The following is an 18,613-nucleotide window of genomic DNA, read 5'->3' on the forward strand; positions in this document are numbered from 1 at the left end:
AGCGGGGCTTATCTCAACCCTTGCGCAATACGCCGTAGACCACCTGATAGGTCGCTGGCAGGCCTTGTGGCTGACGGAACTGCTCATAGGCGTTAAGCAGCGCTAGCATGCGCGCCCGCCCCGTCAAACCGCCGGGCCGACCGGGGTTGAGGTTGTGCGCGCCCAGGGCTTTCAGTTCATGGGTCAGGCTGCGTACATCCGGGTAGTACAGGGTTTCCGGGGAGGTTTGCAGGCTTACACAGGTCAATCCGCTAGCAGCGCACAGGCGCTGGTAATCCTCGAAACAGCGGAAGCGGTTGACGTGGACAAAGCCATCCACCGATTGCCAGCTGTCGCGCAGCTCCTGCAGGGTGCCGACACACAAGCTGCTAAACGCCAGCACACCACTAGGGCGCAGGACCCGTGCGGCCTCACTGAGCACCGCGGAAAAATCCGCACACCACTGCAAGGCCAGGCTGGAAAACAGCAGCTCGCAAGACGCATCACGCAACGGCAGGCGCTCGGCATCGCCGGCAATAAACTGCTGCGCGCCGCCCAGCGGCCGCGCGTGCTGCAGCATGCCTTCGGCGATATCCACAGCTACGCCCTGGCTGGCCGGAAAACGCTCGCCCAGCGCACGACTGAAATAACCGGTACCGCTACCCAAATCGAGCCAACGTGCCGGTCTGATCGCCTTCGGCAACTGCGCCAGTAACTGCTGCCCCACAGTGCGCTGCAAAGCCGCAACGCTGTCATAGCTCTGCGCCGCACGGGAGAACGACGCTGCCACCTGGCGTTTATTCGGCAGGCCGCCAAGTGGGTCATGGGCCAGATCAGTCATCACCGGCCTCGTGCAGAAAGGCCTGAATCGCCGCCGCAATTTCATGCGGGCGCTCCAGGGCAAAGGCGTGGCTGGCGTTATCAATCAGGCCGACTTCGACATCTGGCAACAACTCCAGCAAGGCTTGCGCAGCGCTTGCAGGAACCAGTGCATCGGCGCCGGCGAAAAGATGCAGTTGTGGGCCGGCAAAGGTCTGTAACGAGGTCCGCGCATCCAAATTGGCAAGCATATCGAGCCCGGCCAACAGAGTGGCGGACTGCGGTTGTGGAGCCGCGCCGAGCAACTGCCGCGACAGGCCACGGTCATCCGCAGCGCCTTGGGCGCAAAGCAGGGAGAAACGCTTCAGTGTAGCGGACGCATCAGCAGCGCAGCCCTGACGAAAAGCCTTAAACGTCTCGGCGGGCATAGCCGCAGACCAGCTTGGCTCGGCGACAAAACGCAGGTTACTGGCCAGGGTCAGCAGACCGCTGCAACGTTCACCTCGACGCGCTGCCAGCTCAGCGGCAAGCATGCCGCCGAGGGACCAGCCGCCAAGCCAGGCGTTCTCTGGCAGGTTGGCGTCGAGTTCGTCCAGCCAGTCGACCGGGTCGCTGGACTCCAGCATCGGCAATGGCTCGATGTCGACATGCAGACGCGGATCAAGACCACGCAAGGCCTCGACCAGCGGCTGCAAGGGCGCCGTGCCCAGACCCCAGCCGGGTAGCAGAATCAGTCGATCACGCATGCACGGCAGCCTCGCTCGTCAGCAGCGGCCAGCATTCAGCCAAAGCCTCCAGCAGCAGCTCCAGCTGTTCCAGGCTGTGCGCTGCGGACAAGGTGACGCGCAGCCGCGCGCTACCCGCTGGTACGGTGGGCGGACGAATCGCGGTGACCAGCAAACCACGCTCGCGCAGCATCTGCGACAGCTGCAGAGCGCGACCACTGTCGCCGATCAGGATCGGCTGAATCGGCGTGGCGCTGTCCATCAGCTCCAGACCAATGGCCTGCGCACCTTCGCGGAAACGCTTAATCAGGGCGTTCAGGTGCTCACGCCGCCAGTGCTCGCTGCGCAGCAATTCCAGGCTTTGCAGGGTGGCGCAGGCCAGCGCCGGCGGCTGACTGGTGGTGTAGATATAGGGGCGGGCGAACTGCACCAAGGCTTCGATCAGGTCGTCACTGCCGGCGACAAAGGCACCAGCCGTACCGAAAGCTTTGCCCAGGGTGCCGACCAGCACCTGCACATCATCCAGGCCCAGGCCGAAGTGCTCGACAATGCCGCCGCCGGTGGCGCCCAGCGGACCAAAACCGTGGGCATCATCGACCATCACCCAGGCATTGGCACGGCGCGCTTCAGCGCACAGTGAAGGCAGATCAGCCAGATCGCCGTCCATGCTGAACACGCCGTCGGTGACGATCAGGGTATTACCGATGACCTTACGCAGGCGATTGGCCAGGCTGACGCCATCGTTATGCAGGTAACGGGAAAACCGCGCACCGCTGAGCAAGCCGGCATCCAGCAGGGATGCGTGGTTAAGGCGATCCTCCAGCACGCTATCGCCCTGCCCCACCAGCGCGGTGACCGCACCGAGGTTGGCCATATAGCCGGTGGAAAACAGCAGCGCGCGAGGGCGTCCGGTGAACTCGGCCAGCGCTTCTTCAAGCTGGTGATGTGGGGTGCTATGGCCGATCACCAGATGCGAGGCACCGCCGCCCACACCCCATTTTTCCGCGCCAGCGCGCCAGGCTTCGATGACCTGCGGATGATTGGCCAGGCCGAGGTAGTCATTGGAACAGAAGGCCAGCAGCTGCCGACCATCGACCTGCACCAGCGGCCCCTGCGGTGACTCCAGCAGCGGGCGTTGGCGATAGAGGTTGGCAGCGCGGCGCTCAGCGAGGCGAGCGGATAGATCGAAAGGCATAGGCAGACCTGGCAGAAACTCGTTTGCTAAGACCCGATCCATTAGCGATCTGCGGCGTTCACCGAGAGGCCGAGCCGCCGCAAACGGGCTTCTGCATAAACAGCGGTTTAGGCCGAAGCGGCGTTATAGAACAGCTTGGAATCACGCTGTTCGACCAGCGCCTGCTCAATGGCCGCCTGATGCACTTCATCGGCATGCTCTTCACGCTCTTCCGGCTTGATGCCGAGGCGGGCGAACAATTGCATGTCCTGGTTGGCTTGCGGGTTGGCAGTGGTCAGCAGTTTTTCGCCGTAGAAGATCGAGTTGGCGCCGGCGAAGAATGCCAAGGCCTGCATCTGCTCATTCATCGCCTCGCGGCCGGCGGACAGGCGCACATGCGACTGCGGCATCATGATCCGCGCGACGGCGAGCATACGGATAAAGTCGAACGGATCGACATCCTGTTCATCAGCCAGCGGCGTGCCTTTGACTTTCACCAGCATGTTGATCGGCACCGACTCCGGGTGCTCCGGCAGGTTGGCCAGCTGAATCAACAGGCCAGCGCGGTCGTCCAGCGACTCGCCCATGCCGAGGATGCCACCGGAGCAGATCTTCATTCCCGAATCACGAACATAGGCCAGGGTTTCCAGGCGATCGGCATAAGTGCGGGTGGTGATGATGTTGCCGTAGAACTCCGGCGAGGTGTCTAGGTTATGGTTGTAGTAGTCCAGGCCGGCAGCGGCCAGGGCCTGGGTCTGCTCTTTATCCAGCTTGCCCAAGGTCATGCAGGTTTCCAGGCCCAGCGCCTTTACGCCCTCGACCATTTTCAGCACGTAAGGCATGTCCTTGGCCGACGGGTGCTTCCACGCCGCGCCCATGCAGAAACGGGTGGAACCGATGGCCTTGGCCTCGGCGGCCGCCTCCAGCACTTTCTGCACTTCCAGCAGCTTTTCCTTTTCCAGGCCGGTGTTGTAGTGGCCAGATTGCGGGCAGTACTTGCAGTCTTCCGGGCAGGCGCCGGTCTTGATCGACAGCAGGGTCGAAACCTGCACGCGGTTCTGGTCGAAATGCGCGCGATGCACGGTCTGCGCCTGGAACAGCAGGTCGTTGAACGGTTGCTCGAAGAGCGCCTTGACCTCATTCAGAGTCCAGTCGTGACGCAGGTTAGCGGCGGTAGTGGCGCTCATCGGTAATTCCTTATTGTTGGCGGCGTCCTGCTAGATTCAGCGGACGCGACACGGATGTTCGGCATAGTTATGGAAGGCGTATGCGCTGTCAACCCGACTCACAACACCCGGTTTACAACTGGTTAAAAAACAAGCAAACCTGTCTGCTCTGCGATGAAGCCGCAGACGCTGCGCTGGCCATCTGCACCAGCTGCGAAGCCGAGCTGCCCTGGCTTGGCGGGCATTGCCAGGTCTGCGCTCTGCCGCTGCCCAGCCAAGGCCTGGTATGCGGGGCCTGCCTGAACAAGCCGCCGCGTTTTAGCAAAGTCGAAGTGCCCTGGCGCTACGCCTTCCCCATCGACAGCCTGATCACCCGGTTCAAGCATCAGGCCAAGTGGCCATTGGGACGTCTGCTCGGTGAGCTTTTGTCACATCACCTGCAACATGCCTTCGATGAAGGACTGCCTAAGCCTGACCTGCTGCTGCCTGTGCCCCTGGCCAATAAACGCCAACGCCAACGGGGCTTCAACCAGGCCGGCCTGCTCGCTGAATGGCTGAGCGCCAGCCTACAACTGCCGCAACAGGCACACTGGCTGCAGAGGGTGATCGACACACCGGCGCAACAGCAGCTGGATGCGGCCACCCGTAAACGCAACCTGCGTAAAGCCTTCGCCTTGGCGCCGAACAGTGCAGTCAGCGGCCTGCATGTGGCGCTGGTCGATGATGTACTGACCACCGGCGCCACCGCCGAAAGCCTGGCGCGCCTATTAAAGAAGGCCGGCGCGGCTCGGGTTGATGTGTACTGCTTGGCGCGCACACCGAAGCCAGGCGACTGAGTAATGAGTTGCAGGAAAGAGCCTGTTCAAAGGCTCGCGAGCTAGAGCCATGCAAGGCGCTACGTAGTAACAGCCTCCGGCTGGTCAAAACGGCGAGGAAGCGGAGTTTACTGGTGTAAATGAGCATTCCGAGCCTGTTTTTAACGCAGCAGGGCCGACGCGCAGCAGACTTTGGACAGGCTCAAAGCGGTACACTTTGCGGCCCACCTGCTGGAGTTACCCATGTCCCATCCATTTGCCGCACTCACACCCGACCTGGTGCTGGATGCCGTGGAGAGCATCGGCTACCTCAGCGACGCCCGCGTACTGGCGCTGAACAGCTATGAAAATCGCGTCTACCAAGTGGGCATCGAGGACGAGACACCGCTGATCGCCAAGTTCTACCGTCCGGATCGCTGGACCGATGAAGCCATTCGCGAAGAGCACAGCTTTACCTTCGAGCTGGCCGAATGCGAAGTACCGGTTGTAGCTCCCCTGGTGCGCGACGGCGAAACCCTGTTCAGTTACCAGGGCTTTCGCTTCGCCCTGTTTCCGCGCCGTGGCGGCCGGGCGCCGGAACCTGGCAACCTCGACCAACTGTATCGTCTCGGCCAACTGCTTGGACGCCTGCATGCGGTCGGCTCACTCAAGCCGTTTGCCCACCGTGAGGCCTTGCAGGTGAGCAACTTCGGCCATGCATCGCTGGCCACCCTGCTCGATGGCAACTTTATTCCACGCAGCCTGCTGCCGGCCTACGAGTCGGTGGCCCGCGACTTGCTCAAGCGTCTGGATACGCTGTTCGCCGCCCACCCGGTGCAGGCGATTCGTCTGCATGGCGACTGCCACCCGGGCAATCTGCTGTGCCGCGACGAGACCTTCCATATGGTCGACCTCGACGACTGCCGTATGGGCCCCGCAGTGCAGGATTTGTGGATGATGTTGGCTGGCGACCGCCACGAACGCCTCGGCCAACTGTCGGAGTTGATGGACGGCTATCAGGAGTTTCACGATTTCAACCCGCGTGAACTGCCGCTGATCGAAGGCCTGCGCACCCTGCGCCTGATGCATTACAGCGCCTGGCTGGCACGGCGCTGGGACGACCCGGCCTTCCCCATGAGCTTCCCCTGGTTTGGCAGCGAGCGTTACTGGGGCGATCAGATCCTGATCCTGCGTGAGCAGCTGTCGGCGTTGGATGAAGAGCCGCTAAAGCTGTTTTGATGCCACGCGCATAGCCTGGATGCAGTCCGGGCTACGGTGCTGACCACTACAGTTAGCCCTGTCGCCGTAACGTCTTTGTTACAGCCAAGTGGCCTAGAGCGCCGAAGAAAATCCTGGCCATCCAGACAAGCCCGCGCCGCGCCGACTAGAATCGCAAGCCTCTCGTTAGCAGCCTAAGCAAGGACCCAGCATGGCCACCGCCAACCCGCGCCGCGGGTATATTCTCGGCCTGACCGCCTACATCATCTGGGGCCTGTTCCCGCTCTATTTCAAAGCCATCCAGAGCGTGCCAGCACTGGAAATCATCGTTCATCGCGCACTCTGGTCCGCGCTGTTCGGCGCGCTGTTGCTGCTGGTGTGGAAGCACCCTGGCTGGCTGCGCGAGCTGCTCAATAATCCCAAACGCTTTGCCGTACTGGCCTTGAGCGGTGTGCTGATCGCCAGTAACTGGCTGGTGTATGTGTGGGCGGTAAATAACGAGCGCATGCTCGAAGCCAGCCTGGGCTATTACATCAACCCGCTGGTAAACGTGCTGCTGGGCATGCTGATTCTCGGTGAGCGCTTGCGCCGCCTACAGTGGCTAGCCGTGGTCCTGGCCGCGCTGGGTGTGCTGCAGCAGCTATGGCAGGTGGGCAGCATTCCCTGGGTGTCCCTGGTACTGGCGCTGACCTTTGGCTTTTATGGACTGATCCGCAAACAGGCGCCGGTGGCTGCACTGCCCGGCCTGGTGGTGGAAACCTGGCTGCTGCTGCCACTGGCGCTCGGCTGGCTGCTTATGCACCCAGTAGCGATGAGCACCCAAGCTGACTTCTGGAGCACCCCGGAAGCCCTGTGGCTGATTGCCGCCGGCCCAATCACCCTGGTGCCGCTGGTGTGTTTCAACGCCGCCGCTCGCCATCTGCCCTACACCACCCTGGGCTTTCTGCAGTACTTGGCGCCAACTCTGGTGCTGTTGCAGGCGATCTTTCTGTTTGATGAGCATTTCGACCCGAGCAAACTGCTGGCGTTTATCTGCATCTGGACGGGGCTGGCGATCTACAGCGTGGATGCATGGCTAAGCCTGCGCAAACGCCAGACTGACTAAAAAACAACCAGCACCCTGTAACGCCCGAGGCCACTGGTCTGCAGCCAGTTGCCCCCGGCTTATCCACAGAAGCATCCCCGGCCTTTGTGCACAACCAGTTGCTAAGTGCTTAAAAAATAAGCACTTAGCAAAAAGCCCCGGGGCACTAGGTAGTGCTCCGGGGCTCCTCATGCTACGCACAGAGTTATCCACATGGATCGTGGATAAACAGCGGCTCTAGCTGGCTGTTGAAACGTAGGCGAGGCAGGCAAGACAAGGCGCTACGCCAGTAACAGCCTCCGGCTGGTCAAAGCGGCGAGGAAGCGGACTGAGCTCGCACGCGAGTTTGCTGGTGCAAATGAGCATTCCGAGCCTGTTTTTAACGCCGGATTGCCAACGCAGGTAGTTTCAACGGCCTGCTAGTCTTCAACCTGCAGCTTCAGTTCCACCATCAGATCATCCGCCAGGGTTTCCAGATGCGTCTGCAACTGCTCCAGGCTCAAGCTCTGCGGCACGCCCAGCACAGCCTGGGCCTGAAACAGCAGTTCGCCACTCATGGGCGCCGGCACCACTTCGGTGTTCAGGCTTTCCAGGTTGACCCCATGACTGCTGAGCAGGCGGGTGATATCGCGCACGATACCCGGGCGATCATTGCCCACCAGCTCCAGGCGAATAGCCTGCCAAACCGTTACCGGCTCGGTGCCGCCTGCGGCGATCTGCACACGAATGCCATGGGCCTGCAATTCCTCCAGCGCCGTGACCAGGCCGGAATGCGCGTCCAGCGGCACATCCACCCGCAGGATCCCGGCGAACTGTCCGGCCATGCGTGACATGCGGCTTTCCAGCCAGTTACCACCGTGCTCGCTGATGCACTGGGCGATGCGCTCGACCAGCCCCGGCTGATCCTGGGCAATAACCGTCAATACCAGATGATCCATAAACAACTCCTTATACGAGGCTTATTTGAGCGCCAGCCAATAGGTAAAAAACACCTCATCACGCACATAACCCAAGCGTTCGTAGAGGGCTTGTCCTGGCAGATTGCTCTTTGCCGTCTCCAACTGCAAACCGCAGGCTCCGGTGGACTCGGCATGAGCGCGAGCGGCGTTCATCAGCGCCTCGCCAACACCCTGGCGGCGCACCTGCTCGCTGACGTACAGGTCACTCAGCAGCCAGGCTGGCTGCAGTGCCAGCGAAGAGAAAAAGGCATAGAGCTGGACGAAGCCTTGCGCCACACCTTGATTATCTCGCGCCAGCAGGATGGTCGAATCCTTGTTGCGCAGGCGCGCGGCGAGAAAGTCCCGCACCTGCGACTGAGGTTTGGCCACCTCATAAAAGCGCAGATACGCGCCAAACAGCTCGGCCAGTTCATCCAGATCCACAGCAGTGGCTGCCTGTATATGCATGGTGATCACATTCCATAAACGGTGGAGCAGCAGTATGGGCAGGCGCGCCTATAGCAGTAGATCGAGAAACATGCGCAATAAACTGTGTACTGTTTTTTAGCTTTTATGAAACAATATTAAAAGTTAACCGCGACAACACGCCACACAAAGTGACTGCAAAGCACTTCTTGGTCGCAGAGCGACGCGCACCCACTGATTTTCCCCGGATCTTGATGTAGTATGCCGCGCCTCGGACTACATGACGTATTTCCCATGTCCGACGCGGCTATTGAGTAGAGCTGAGCAGAGTGAGGCAAGTGATGACTGAACGCGTTCAAGTAGGCAGCCTGCAGGTTGCCAAAGTGCTGTTCGACTTCGTGAATAACGAAGCCATCCCCGGTACCGGCATCGCTGCCGACAAGTTCTGGGCGGGTGCCGAAGCGGTCATCAATGACCTGGCCCCGAAAAACCGTGCGCTGCTCGCCAAACGCGATGCGATTCAGGCGCAGATCGACGGCTGGCACCAGGCCCGCGCAGGCCAGGCCCATGACGCCGCTGCCTACAAAGCCTTCCTTGAGGAAATCGGTTACCTGCTGCCAGAGCCGGCTGACTTCCAGGCCACCACGCAGAACGTCGACGAAGAAATCGCCCGTCTGGCCGGCCCGCAGCTGGTCGTGCCGGTGATGAATGCGCGCTTCGCCCTGAACGCCTCCAACGCCCGCTGGGGTTCGCTGTACGACGCGCTTTATGGCACCGATGTGATCAGCGAAGAAGGCGGCGCCGAGAAAGGCCGTGGCTACAACAAGGTTCGCGGCGACAAGGTGATTGCCTTCGCCCGCGCCTTCCTCGACGAAGCCGCGCCACTGACTGCTGGCTCCCATGTCGATTCCACCGGTTACCGCATCGAAGCCGGCAAGCTGGTTGTCAGCCTCAAAGGCGGCAGCAACAGCGGCCTGCGTGACGACGCACAACTGGTTGGTTTCCAGGGCGCTGCCGATGCGCCTGTCGCCGTCCTGCTCAAGCACAACGGCCTGCATTTCGAAATTCAGATCGACGCCAGCACCCCTGTCGGCCAGACCGACGCCGCTGGCGTTAAAGACGTGCTGATGGAAGCTGCGCTGACCACCATCATGGACTGCGAAGACTCCGTAGCGGCCGTCGATGCCGATGACAAAGTGGTGATCTACAAGAACTGGCTCGGCCTGATGAAGGGCGATCTGGCGGAAGAAGTGGTCAAGGGCGGCCAGACCTTCACCCGCACCATGAACCCGGATCGCGTCTACACCAAGACCGACGGTAGCGAGCTGACCCTGCACGGTCGTAGCCTGCTATTCGTGCGTAACGTTGGCCACCTGATGACCAACCCGGCGATTCTCGATGCCCAGGGCAACGAGATTCCGGAAGGCATCCAGGATGCGCTGTTCACCAGCCTGATCGCCATCCACAACCTGAATGGCAATACCAGCCGCAAGAACACCCGCACCGGGTCGGTATACATCGTTAAGCCGAAGATGCACGGTCCGGAAGAAGTGGCCTTCACCACCGAGATCTTCGGTCGCGTTGAAGACGTATTGGGCCTGACGCGCAACACACTGAAAGTCGGCATCATGGATGAAGAGCGCCGCACCACCGTCAACCTGAAAGCCTGTATCAAGGCTGCCAGCGAGCGCGTGGTATTCATCAACACCGGCTTCCTCGACCGTACCGGTGACGAAATCCACACTTCCATGGAAGCTGGCGCCGTTGTGCGTAAAGCGGCCATGAAAGCCGAGAAGTGGATCAGCGCTTACGAGAACTGGAACGTCGACATCGGCCTGGCCACCGGCCTGCAAGGTCGCGCGCAGATCGGCAAAGGCATGTGGGCCATGCCCGACCTGATGGCCGGCATGCTTGAGCAGAAGATCGCTCACCCACTGGCTGGTGCCAACACCGCCTGGGTTCCATCGCCGACCGCCGCCGCGCTGCACGCGCTGCACTACCACAAGGTCGACGTGTTCGCCCGTCAGGCCGAACTGGCCAAGCGTGAGCGCGCGTCCATCGACGATATCCTCAGCATCCCGCTGGCCAAGGACACCAACTGGTCGGCTGACGAGATCCAGAACGAACTGGACAACAACTCCCAGGGCATCCTCGGTTATGTGGTGCGCTGGATCGACCAGGGCGTTGGCTGCTCCAAGGTGCCGGATATCAATGACGTCGGCCTGATGGAAGACCGCGCTACCCTGCGTATCTCCAGCCAGCTGCTGGCCAACTGGCTGCGTCATGGCATCGCTACTGAAGAGCAGATCGTTGCCAGCCTCAAGCGCATGGCACCGGTAGTTGACCGCCAGAACGCAGCTGACCCGCTGTACCGTCCGCTGGCACCGAACTTCGACAGCAACATCGCCTTCCAGGCTGCCCTGGAACTGGTGGTCGAAGGCGCCAAGCAGCCGAACGGCTACACCGAGCCAGTCCTGCACCGCCGCCGCCGCGAGTTCAAAGCCGCCAACGGCCTGTAACCCGCAGCTGAAGCCACATAAAAAACCGCCCTTCGGGGCGGTTTTTTATTATTGGCTGCCAGCAAAGCACAGGCACAGTGACTTGCATCAGGCTGGCGGCCTCGCTTTTGTTCGACAATTTCAAGCAGATACTCACTTTATTGGCTATAGGAATAGGCATGCCAGCCGAAACCATAATATAGCCATAACGGAATATGACTAAAAAATGACCGAAAAGCGGCATTACGCCACTATATGAACTCGGTATACTCCGCGCCCCTCTTTGGGTACATCTGCCATGTTGAAAAATCTCTCGCTGACACTGAAGTTCTTACTGCTGCCCGCCATTGCCTTGCTGGGTCTGCTGCTGTTCGTGGGCTACACCTCGCTACAACTGGCAAACAACGATGTGCGCCTGGTCACCCTGGAAACCAATAGTTTCCCGACCCTGGAGAAGGCCGATGCGGTGATCTTCCAGTACTCACGTTTACCGGGCCTGCTTAATAGCGCAGTCGCCGCCGGAGAGCTGGAAACCCTCGATGAAGCGCGCAAAGTCCTGACTGACATTGCGCACATGCAGCAGGAACTGCAGACCCTGGTCACCCAAGCGGACCGCCGCCAGGAACTGGACGCCTGGCGGAGCGCCATACAGCGTTACGCGGACAACGCCCTGCCCGCTTCGGAGCAGCTGATTAAAGGCAGCGCCAGCTTTGAAGACCTGGCGCCCAACCTGGGCCGCATGGCCAGTGACTTGGGTGAAGCGCAAAAACTCGGCAATGCGTTCCGTACCCATGCATATGAAGACTTTCAGGAAACCCTGGCGCAAACCCGCACAGACAACGCCACCACCACCCGCGTAGGCTTTGCTCTGTCAGCCATTCTGGTACTGCTAATCAGCATTGCGTCAGTGCTGGTAATTCGCGGCACCATGGCCAACGTGCGTGGCGTGATTACCTCACTGCAGGCAATCGCCCGGGGTGATGGCGACCTGACTCGCCGAGTGAATGTCGACTCCAATGATGAAATCGGTGAAATGATTCAGCTGTTCAACAGCTTTATCGACAAGCTGCAAGGCACCATCCGCCAGATCATCGAAGCCGCCAGCCCGCTGGCCGGCATGTCCCAGGAACTGTACCGGCTGACTCAGGACTCCAAGGAAAACTCACGTTCGCAGCAAGGCCACACCGACTCGATCAGCCGTGACATTCTGACGATGACTAACAGCATTCAGGAGGTTGCCCACCGCTCACAACAGGCCTCCGAAGAAGCCGGTGCGGCCTCGCAGCAGGCCGACCAGGCGCGCAAAAACATCGGCAGCCTGTCGAGCAGCATCAGCGACCTCGGCAGCAGCGTAATGGGTGCCGTCAGTGCCATGCAGCAGCTGGAAGAGGAAACCCAGCAGGTGGGCTCAGTGCTGACCGTGATTCGCAGCATTGCTGAGCAAACCAACCTGCTGGCACTCAACGCCGCCATCGAGGCCGCGCGGGCGGGCGAGCAAGGCCGGGGTTTTGCCGTAGTGGCCGATGAAGTGCGCAACCTGGCCTCGAAAACCGCCGCCTCCACCGCAGAAATCCAGAACATCATCCTGCGTCTGCAGAACAGCGCCAATGGTGTACTCAGCGTGATGACCGCCAATGGCGAAAAAGCTCAGGCGAGCATCGAGCGCTCCGTGCAAGCCACCCAGATACTCGAAGCGATTGCCGGCGCCGTCGGCCATATCAATCAGCTTAATGCTGGTATCGCGCAGTTCACCCAGGAACAAATCGGCCTTTCCAGTTCCATCCAGCAAGATACACAAGTGTTGCAGCAGGACGCACAAGCAACCGCTCAAGGTGCAGAAGCAACGGCTCGTCTCGGCGAACAGTTGGTCAGCACAGGGGATCATCTGCGCGCGGCGACTGCCCAATTCCGCGTTTAACCTGAACACAGGAGCATCACTGCATGTTTAAAGCTCGTCTGCTTCCCTTGGCCATCTGCCTGGCCGCTGCTCCAGCTTTCGCGCTGGAGCAAGGCGAACACCGCTTCAATACCTTTGGTACGGTCGGCATCACCCACCTCGGTGGCGAAGATGATGGCCGTAGCTATGGCATCACCGGCCAAACCACTGACTCCTGGCGCGGCGACCAGCTGTCGAAATTCGGGGCCCAGATCCAGTACGGCCTGACCGATACCGTGGGCATCACTGCGCAAGTGACTGCCAAGCCGGCGCAGGACGACTGGCAGGCCAATATCGAGTGGCTGTACCTGTCCTGGCAGACAACTGACAACCTGATGCTGCGCGTCGGCCGCCTGCGCACCCCGGTGTACATGTACTCGGAAAGCATCGACGTAGGCTTCAGCTACCCGTGGCTGCGCTTGCCTGACGAGGTGTACAGCCAGGTGCAGCTGTCCAACTACGAAGGTGTAGATGCGGTCTACAACATGCCGCTGTCCTTCGGTTCACTGGCCTTCCAAGTCGCCGGTGGCCAAGCTAAAAACCGTGACATATTCGCCTTCGATGAGATGCATGACATCGACTACGAGAAAGTCTTTGGCGCCAATATCAGCCTGGCCACCAATGACTTCGGTACCCTGCGCGTAGGGTATGTAGAAGCGGATATCAGCACCGAGATCGAAGACATCGTAAGGCTCCCGGCTGCATTGGGTGGCACCCTGATCAACCAACGCTTCCAGACCATTGATAAGCAGAAGGGTAAGTTCACCTCCGTTGGCTATCAGTACGACAACGGCACCTGGCTGACCAGCAACGAGTGGACCTCGCGTAGCATCGAAGCTGACAACAGCGGCACCATTGATGCGTTCTACCTGATGGGCGGCCGTCGCTTTGGCGAGTTCCTCACTCACGTGACTTACGCCCAACTGGACGACGATGCTGGTCGGCAGAACTCCTGGACTCTGGGCCTGAACTACAACCTGATGCCCAACATGGTGCTGAAAAGCGAATACAAACGCGTCGACACCTCCGGCGGCTATGACGGCGTGTTTGTCCGTACTCCGCAGGAAGCTTTTGACAACGCAATCAATGCTGCCGGTGTTGGCCCTGTGCCTGCAGGTGTTGCTGGCAGCCCAGCCCGCAACTTTGACGGTGACATCATCAGCGTCGGCGTCGACTTCGTATTCTGAGGAGAGCATTGATGAAGCATTCCATTCAAACGCTCTGCGTCGCCGTGTGCCTCAGCGTTAGCACGCTGGCTCAGGCCGAAGTCGCAGTAATCGTTAATCCGGGCGCGGCCAAGGCTCCAAGCCAGGCAGACGTCAGCAACATCTTTCTGGGCAAAGACAAATCCATGAAAGGCGTTGACCACAAGGATTGGTCTGCAACCAAGGACAAGTTCTACAGTGCAGTGACCAACAAGAGTGAATCACAGCTCAAATCTTACTGGTCTGGACTCGTTTTCACCGGCAAGGGCCAACCGCTACCAAGCGTTGGCGGCGACGCTGATGTCATCGCCAAGGTGGCCGCTGAGGCGGATGCGATTGGCTATGTAGATGCCGCCGCAGTGAATGACAGTGTGAAGGTTCTCTTTACCCTGCCTTAATCATTGCAGCATCGTCATCAGAGCCCTTGGATTGAAAAATCCAAGGGCTTTTTTATGCCTCTTGCACAGGCCGCCCAACGCCTAGACTTACGTCCAATGGCCTACCCCACAGCACCAGTCGATCATGCTCATAGAGAAAACCGTGAGGCCGCCCATGAGCAGCGCAGATGCAATCGCCCAAGCGGGCAAAACGGCGGTATTGCAGAACATCCATGGCACCATGGCCTTTCTGCAGAAATTTCCGCCGTTCAATCAGATGGATGCCGCCCACTTGGCGTATCTGGTGGAGAACTGTCAGCTGCGCTTCTATGGCGAAGGCGAAACCATCATCAAGCCGACCGACGGCCCGGTTGAGCACTTCTACATTGTCAAACAGGGCCGCGTGCATGGCGAACGCCCGCATTCGGCACGGCGCGGCACGGAAACCACCTTCGAGATTACCAGCGGTGAATGCTTCCCTCTGGCTGCGCTGATCGGCGAGCGCGCCACCCGCACCGAACACCTGGCCGCCGAAGACACCTTCTGCCTGCTGCTAAACAAACCGGCGTTTATCAAGCTGTTCTCATTGTCCAACCCGTTGCGCGACTTTGCCTTGCGCGGGGTCAGCAGCCTGCTCGATCAGGTCAACCAGCAGGTGCAGATGCGCGCGGTGGAAACCCTTGGCGCGCAGTATTCGCTGGACACCCGCCTCGGCCAGCTGGCCATGCGCACCCCGATCAGCTGCAGCCCGGACATGCCGCTGCGTGATGCGGTCAAGCTGATGCACGAGCAGCAGGTCGGCAGCATTGTGATCGTTGATCCCAAACTGAAACCACTGGGCATTTTTACCCTGCGCGACCTGCGTCGCGTGGTGGCTGACGGTGTCGATCTGGCGCAGCCCATCGACTGCCTGATGACGCAATCACCCTTTGATCTGCCACCTGATGCCAGCGCCTTCGATGCGGCGATGGCCATGACGGAGCGGCATATCGCCCACGTCTGCCTGGTTGAGCATGGCCAGCTGTGCGGGGTGATTTCCGAGCGGGATCTGTTCAGCCTGCAGCGGGTCGATCTGGTGCACCTGGCGCGCACCATTCGCCACGCCGGGCGGGTGGAAACCCTGGCAGCGCTGCGCAGCGATGTGCGGCAACTGGTCGACAGTATGCTCGCCCACGGCGCCAGCTCGACGCAGATCACCCAGCTGATCACCCTGCTCAACGACCATACTGTCTGCCGGGTAATCGAGCTGACGTTGGAAGACCTGGGCGACCCTGGCATACCGTTCACCTGGCTGGTATTCGGCAGCGAAGGCCGCAGCGAACAGACGCTGCACACCGATCAGGACAACGGCATCCTCTTCGAAGCCGCCGATGCAGCCGAAGCCGCGGCCATACGCGGCCGCCTGCTGCCGCTGGCCCAGGAGATCAACCAACGCCTGGCGCAGTGCGGCTTTACCCTGTGCAAGGGCAACATCATGGCCAGCAACCCAGAGCTGTGCCTGTCACGCCACGAGTGGTCACGGCGCTTCAGCAGTTTTGTGCAGGAAGCCACGCCGGAGAACCTGCTGGCTTCGAGTATCTATTTCGACCTGCGTGCCGTGTGGGGCGCAACCGAGGGTTGCGATCACCTGCGCGAAGGACTGCTGCAGCAGGTGGCCGGCAATAGCCTGTTTCAGCGCATGCTGGCGGAAAACGCCCTGCGCCAGCGACCGCCGGTGGGCATGTTCCGTGACTTTGTGGTCGCTCGCAGCGGTGCTGAGAAGGACACCCTGGACCTTAAAGTGCAGGGCCTGACGCCCTTTGTTGATGGCGCACGCCTGTTGGCCCTGGCCCATGGCGTGAACGCCTGTAACACTCTGGAGCGCCTGCGCGCGCTGATTCAGCAGGGGGTGATCGAAGCCCAGGATGGCGCAGCCTATGAAGAGGCCTACCACTACATTCAGCAGGCGCGGATGCAGCAGCATCAGCTGCAGGCACGCGATGGCCTGCCCTACTCCAACCGCGTCGACCCCGATCACCTAAACCACCTCGACCGGCGCATCCTGCGTGAATCGTTCCGCCAGGCACAGCGCCTGCAAAGCAGCCTGGCGCAGAGGTATCAGTTATGAGCAAGTTCACCTGGTTTACCGGGCAACGACCGGCCCTGACGCAAGCACAACTCACGCGCCGACAGGCGCTGGCCGAGACCTGCTACCTCAACGATGGTCCGCTGAACGAGCAGCGCCTAGTGGTGCTGGACCTGGAAACCAGCGGACTGAATATGCGCCGTGATCAAGTCCTGTCCATTGGTGCGGTGGTAATCGACCAGGGCGCCATCGACCTTGGTCAGCAATTCGAATGCACCTTGCTCCGCGAAGGCCATCAGGCCAGCGCCAGCACGCTGATCCATGGCATCGCACCCAGCGAAATCGCCAATGGCGAGGAGCCCGCCGAAGCCCTGCTGAGCTTTATGGAGTTTGTCGGCGACAGTCCGTTGCTGGCCTTTCATGCAGAGTTCGACCAGCGCATGCTGGCCCGTGCGCTCAAGCAGAGCCTGGGCTACCGCTTGCAGCATGCCTTCTTCGATGTAGCGGAAATCGCTCCACTGGTCTGCCCCAAGGCAAAACTGCCGCACGCAGGCCTGGACGACTGGACGCAGCATTTCGGCCTGCAGGTACAACAACGTCACCACGCCAGCGCCGACGCACTGGTGACTGCAGAGCTGGCGCTGATTCTGTTCAGCAAGGCGCGCCAGCAACACCTCGACAACCTGCCGGCACTGCTGCAGCAACTCAACAGCCGTCGTCGCCAGCGCGCACATTCGATGTAAGAGCAGCGCCTACAGATCGCGCATCAGCAGGCCATATTCCAGCTGCACCTCAGGCGGCACCGGCAGGTAGAGCACATGGCCGTCGCCCGGCGCGACTGCCACAGCATGGCCCTTGCTGTTTTCCAGCTGCTCAAGGGTAAAGCGCAGATTACCCTGGGGCGTCATCAACTCCAGGCCATCGCCAACGGCAAAGCGGTTTTTTATCCGCACCTCGGCCAGTTCGCCACGCCGCTCGCCGGTCAGTTCACCGACAAACTGCTGCTGTTCGGACACCGAGCTGCCGCGCTCATAGTTCTGATATTCATCGTGCACATGACGGCGCAGAAAACCCTCGGTGTAGCCGCGATGGGCCAGGGACTCCAGGGTCGTCATCAGGGATTTATCGAAGGGCCTGCCGGCCACCGCATCATCGATGGCCTTGCGGTACACCTGAGCGGTGCGCGCCACGTAATAGTGGGATTTGGTACGGCCCTCGATCTTCAGCGAATGCACGCCCATCTGCACCAGGCGCTCGACATGCTGCACCGCGCGTAGGTCCTTGGAGTTCATTATGTAGGTGCCGTGCTCATCCTCAAAGGCGGCCATCTGCTCGCCGGGGCGGCTGGCATCTTCCAGCAGAAAAAGCTGCTCTGTGGGCGCTCCCACGCCTAAGGTCGGTTCGACAATCTGCACCACCTCGCCCAGTTCGTTCTCGCCGGCCAGAGTGGACTGGTACTGCCAGCGACAGGCATTGGTGCAGCTACCCTGGTTGGGATCGCGCTTGTTGATATAACCCGACAGCAGGCAGCGTCCGGAATAAGCCATGCACAGCGCACCGTGGACAAACACCTCCAGTTCCATGCCCGGCACCTCACTGCGGATCTCGGCGACCTCCTCCAGCGACAGCTCGCGCGACAGAATCACCCGGCTCAAGCCCTGCTGCTGCCAGAACCTCACGCTGGCCCAGTTCACCGCATTGGCCTGCACCGACAGGTGAATCGGCATTTGTGGGAAGTGTTCGCGCACCAGCATGATCAAACCGGGATCGGACATGATCAGCGCATCCGGGCCCATCAGCACCACCGGCAGCAAATCGCGCAGGAAGGTCTTTAGCTTGGCGTTATGCGGCGCGATGTTGACCACCACATAGAACTGCTTGCCCTGGGCATGCGCCTCGCGGATACCCGCCTCCAGATTGGCGTGGTCGAACTCGTTATTGCGCACCCGCAGGCTGTAACGCGGCTGCCCGGCGTATACCGCATCCGCGCCATAGGCAAAGGCGTAACGCATATTTTTCAGGGTGCCGGCTGGTGAGAGCAGCTCGGGGTAACGCGGAGTCGGTGCCATGGATAAAGCGCTCAGCCAACAGGGCCGGTCACTCTAGCGCGGCAGCGGCCAGCGGCTATTGATCTGCATCTATGTCACTGCGGTGTCATGGCATAGCGCAACCACCCATCGCGGCAGCCCAACGGCTGATTGCAGCGCAG

Annotated in this window: 16 protein-coding genes and 1 pseudogene; 10 read left to right on the forward strand and 7 right to left on the reverse strand. The window is 60.6% G+C overall.

The genetic code is table 11. From position 1 onward, the window contains the following. Positions 1-13 precede the first annotated feature (13 nt). From bioC to bioB, 4 genes are all read right to left on the reverse strand, one after another. The gene (bioC, locus tag ALTER154_RS19455) at positions 14-820 is read right to left on the reverse strand and encodes a malonyl-ACP O-methyltransferase BioC (RefSeq protein ID WP_160089518.1); all 807 of its coding nucleotides are present in this window, start codon (positions 818-820) and stop codon (positions 14-16) included. Next, positions 813-1,544, reverse strand: coding sequence for an alpha/beta fold hydrolase (locus ALTER154_RS19460; RefSeq protein ID WP_160089520.1), 732 nt, complete (start codon positions 1,542-1,544; stop codon positions 813-815). The genes bioC and ALTER154_RS19460 overlap by 8 nt, the downstream gene beginning before the upstream one ends. Next, complete coding sequence (bioF, locus tag ALTER154_RS19465; protein WP_160089522.1) at positions 1,537-2,718, reverse strand: 8-amino-7-oxononanoate synthase; 1,182 nt, start codon at positions 2,716-2,718, stop codon at positions 1,537-1,539. The genes ALTER154_RS19460 and bioF overlap by 8 nt, the downstream gene beginning before the upstream one ends. A 107-nt stretch (positions 2,719-2,825) precedes the next feature. Beyond that, the gene (gene bioB, locus ALTER154_RS19470) at positions 2,826-3,884 is read right to left on the reverse strand and encodes a biotin synthase BioB (RefSeq protein ID WP_160089524.1); all 1,059 of its coding nucleotides are present in this window, start codon (positions 3,882-3,884) and stop codon (positions 2,826-2,828) included. Between the two features lie 80 nt (positions 3,885-3,964). Between bioB and ALTER154_RS19475 the strand changes: the two genes are divergently transcribed. From ALTER154_RS19475 to rarD, 3 genes are all read left to right on the forward strand, one after another. Beyond that, positions 3,965-4,699, forward strand: coding sequence for a ComF family protein (locus ALTER154_RS19475; protein ID WP_160089526.1), 735 nt, complete (start codon positions 3,965-3,967; stop codon positions 4,697-4,699). Positions 4,700-4,921: 222 nt separating this feature from the next. Beyond that, entirely contained in the window at positions 4,922-5,896 is a 975-nt protein-coding gene (locus tag ALTER154_RS19480; RefSeq protein WP_160089528.1) for a serine/threonine protein kinase, read from the forward strand. Positions 5,897-6,086: 190 nt separating this feature from the next. Next, on the forward strand, positions 6,087-6,980 hold the full coding sequence (gene rarD, locus ALTER154_RS19485) for an EamA family transporter RarD (protein ID WP_160089530.1): 894 nt from the start codon (positions 6,087-6,089) through the stop codon (positions 6,978-6,980). 398 nt (positions 6,981-7,378) lie between these two features. Here rarD and ALTER154_RS19490 read toward each other — a convergent pair whose 3' ends face one another. Together ALTER154_RS19490 and ALTER154_RS19495 are read right to left on the reverse strand one after the other, a co-directional pair. After that, positions 7,379-7,897, reverse strand: coding sequence for a glycine cleavage system protein R (locus ALTER154_RS19490; RefSeq protein WP_090255057.1), 519 nt, complete (start codon positions 7,895-7,897; stop codon positions 7,379-7,381). Between the two features lie 21 nt (positions 7,898-7,918). Further along, the gene (locus tag ALTER154_RS19495; RefSeq protein WP_160089532.1) at positions 7,919-8,365 is read right to left on the reverse strand and encodes a GNAT family N-acetyltransferase; all 447 of its coding nucleotides are present in this window, start codon (positions 8,363-8,365) and stop codon (positions 7,919-7,921) included. Between the two features lie 299 nt (positions 8,366-8,664). On the opposite strand from ALTER154_RS19495, the gene ALTER154_RS19500 reads away from it, so the two are divergent. From ALTER154_RS19500 to ALTER154_RS19525, 7 genes and pseudogenes are all read left to right on the forward strand, one after another. Further along, complete coding sequence (locus tag ALTER154_RS19500; RefSeq protein ID WP_160089534.1) at positions 8,665-10,842, forward strand: malate synthase G; 2,178 nt, start codon at positions 8,665-8,667, stop codon at positions 10,840-10,842. 718 nt (positions 10,843-11,560) lie between these two features. Further along, positions 11,561-11,881: pseudogene (locus tag ALTER154_RS21405) on the forward strand (HAMP domain-containing protein); the annotation flags it as partial. A gap of 57 nt (positions 11,882-11,938) precedes the next feature. Further along, positions 11,939-12,739 (forward strand): methyl-accepting chemotaxis protein, encoded by an 801-nt coding sequence (locus ALTER154_RS21410; protein WP_372239968.1) that lies wholly within the window; start codon positions 11,939-11,941, stop codon positions 12,737-12,739. A 23-nt stretch (positions 12,740-12,762) separates the two neighbouring features. Then, positions 12,763-13,944: a porin gene (locus ALTER154_RS19510; RefSeq protein ID WP_160089538.1), complete on the forward strand. Its 1,182-nt coding sequence runs from the start codon at positions 12,763-12,765 to the stop codon at positions 13,942-13,944. An 11-nt stretch (positions 13,945-13,955) separates the two neighbouring features. Beyond that, positions 13,956-14,360, forward strand: a complete 405-nt coding sequence (locus ALTER154_RS19515; RefSeq protein ID WP_160089540.1) for a phosphate ABC transporter substrate-binding protein — start codon at positions 13,956-13,958, stop codon at positions 14,358-14,360. A gap of 154 nt (positions 14,361-14,514) precedes the next feature. Further along, positions 14,515-16,446, forward strand: a complete 1,932-nt coding sequence (locus ALTER154_RS19520; RefSeq protein ID WP_160089542.1) for a putative nucleotidyltransferase substrate binding domain-containing protein — start codon at positions 14,515-14,517, stop codon at positions 16,444-16,446. After that, positions 16,443-17,147 carry a PolC-type DNA polymerase III gene (locus ALTER154_RS19525; RefSeq protein WP_160089544.1) on the forward strand — a complete coding sequence of 235 codons (705 nt, stop codon included), beginning with the start codon at positions 16,443-16,445 and terminating at the stop codon, positions 17,145-17,147. The genes ALTER154_RS19520 and ALTER154_RS19525 overlap by 4 nt, the downstream gene beginning before the upstream one ends. A gap of 9 nt (positions 17,148-17,156) precedes the next feature. Here ALTER154_RS19525 and yegQ read toward each other — a convergent pair whose 3' ends face one another. Further along, positions 17,157-18,473, reverse strand: a complete 1,317-nt coding sequence (gene yegQ, locus ALTER154_RS19530; protein ID WP_160089546.1) for a tRNA 5-hydroxyuridine modification protein YegQ — start codon at positions 18,471-18,473, stop codon at positions 17,157-17,159. Between the last annotated feature and the right edge of the window lie 140 nt (positions 18,474-18,613).

The sequence above is a fragment of the Pseudomonas sp. 9AZ genome (genome assembly GCF_902506525.1).
GTDB lineage: Bacteria > Pseudomonadota > Gammaproteobacteria > Pseudomonadales > Pseudomonadaceae > Aquipseudomonas > Aquipseudomonas peli.

Excerpts from the sequence above, each read along its gene's own strand:
- ALTER154_RS19515 (WP_160089540.1), top strand. The coding sequence starts at position 13,956 with ATGAAGCATTCCATTCAAACGCTCTGCGTCGCCGTGTGCCTCAGCGTT.
- bioB (WP_160089524.1), bottom strand. The coding sequence starts at position 3,884 with ATGAGCGCCACTACCGCCGCTAACCTGCGTCACGACTGGACTCTGAAT.
- ALTER154_RS19500 (WP_160089534.1), top strand. The coding sequence starts at position 8,665 with ATGACTGAACGCGTTCAAGTAGGCAGCCTGCAGGTTGCCAAAGTGCTG.
- bioF (WP_160089522.1), bottom strand. The coding sequence starts at position 2,718 with ATGCCTTTCGATCTATCCGCTCGCCTCGCTGAGCGCCGCGCTGCCAAC.
- rarD (WP_160089530.1), top strand. The coding sequence starts at position 6,087 with ATGGCCACCGCCAACCCGCGCCGCGGGTATATTCTCGGCCTGACCGCC.
- ALTER154_RS19475 (WP_160089526.1), top strand. The coding sequence starts at position 3,965 with ATGCGCTGTCAACCCGACTCACAACACCCGGTTTACAACTGGTTAAAA.
- ALTER154_RS19520 (WP_160089542.1), top strand. The coding sequence starts at position 14,515 with ATGAGCAGCGCAGATGCAATCGCCCAAGCGGGCAAAACGGCGGTATTG.
- ALTER154_RS21410 (WP_372239968.1), top strand. The coding sequence starts at position 11,939 with ATGTCCCAGGAACTGTACCGGCTGACTCAGGACTCCAAGGAAAACTCA.
- ALTER154_RS19490 (WP_090255057.1), bottom strand. The coding sequence starts at position 7,897 with ATGGATCATCTGGTATTGACGGTTATTGCCCAGGATCAGCCGGGGCTG.
- ALTER154_RS19460 (WP_160089520.1), bottom strand. The coding sequence starts at position 1,544 with ATGCGTGATCGACTGATTCTGCTACCCGGCTGGGGTCTGGGCACGGCG.
- yegQ (WP_160089546.1), bottom strand. The coding sequence starts at position 18,473 with ATGGCACCGACTCCGCGTTACCCCGAGCTGCTCTCACCAGCCGGCACC.
- bioC (WP_160089518.1), bottom strand. The coding sequence starts at position 820 with ATGACTGATCTGGCCCATGACCCACTTGGCGGCCTGCCGAATAAACGC.
- ALTER154_RS19525 (WP_160089544.1), top strand. The coding sequence starts at position 16,443 with ATGAGCAAGTTCACCTGGTTTACCGGGCAACGACCGGCCCTGACGCAA.
- ALTER154_RS19510 (WP_160089538.1), top strand. The coding sequence starts at position 12,763 with ATGTTTAAAGCTCGTCTGCTTCCCTTGGCCATCTGCCTGGCCGCTGCT.
- ALTER154_RS19480 (WP_160089528.1), top strand. The coding sequence starts at position 4,922 with ATGTCCCATCCATTTGCCGCACTCACACCCGACCTGGTGCTGGATGCC.
- ALTER154_RS19495 (WP_160089532.1), bottom strand. The coding sequence starts at position 8,365 with ATGCATATACAGGCAGCCACTGCTGTGGATCTGGATGAACTGGCCGAG.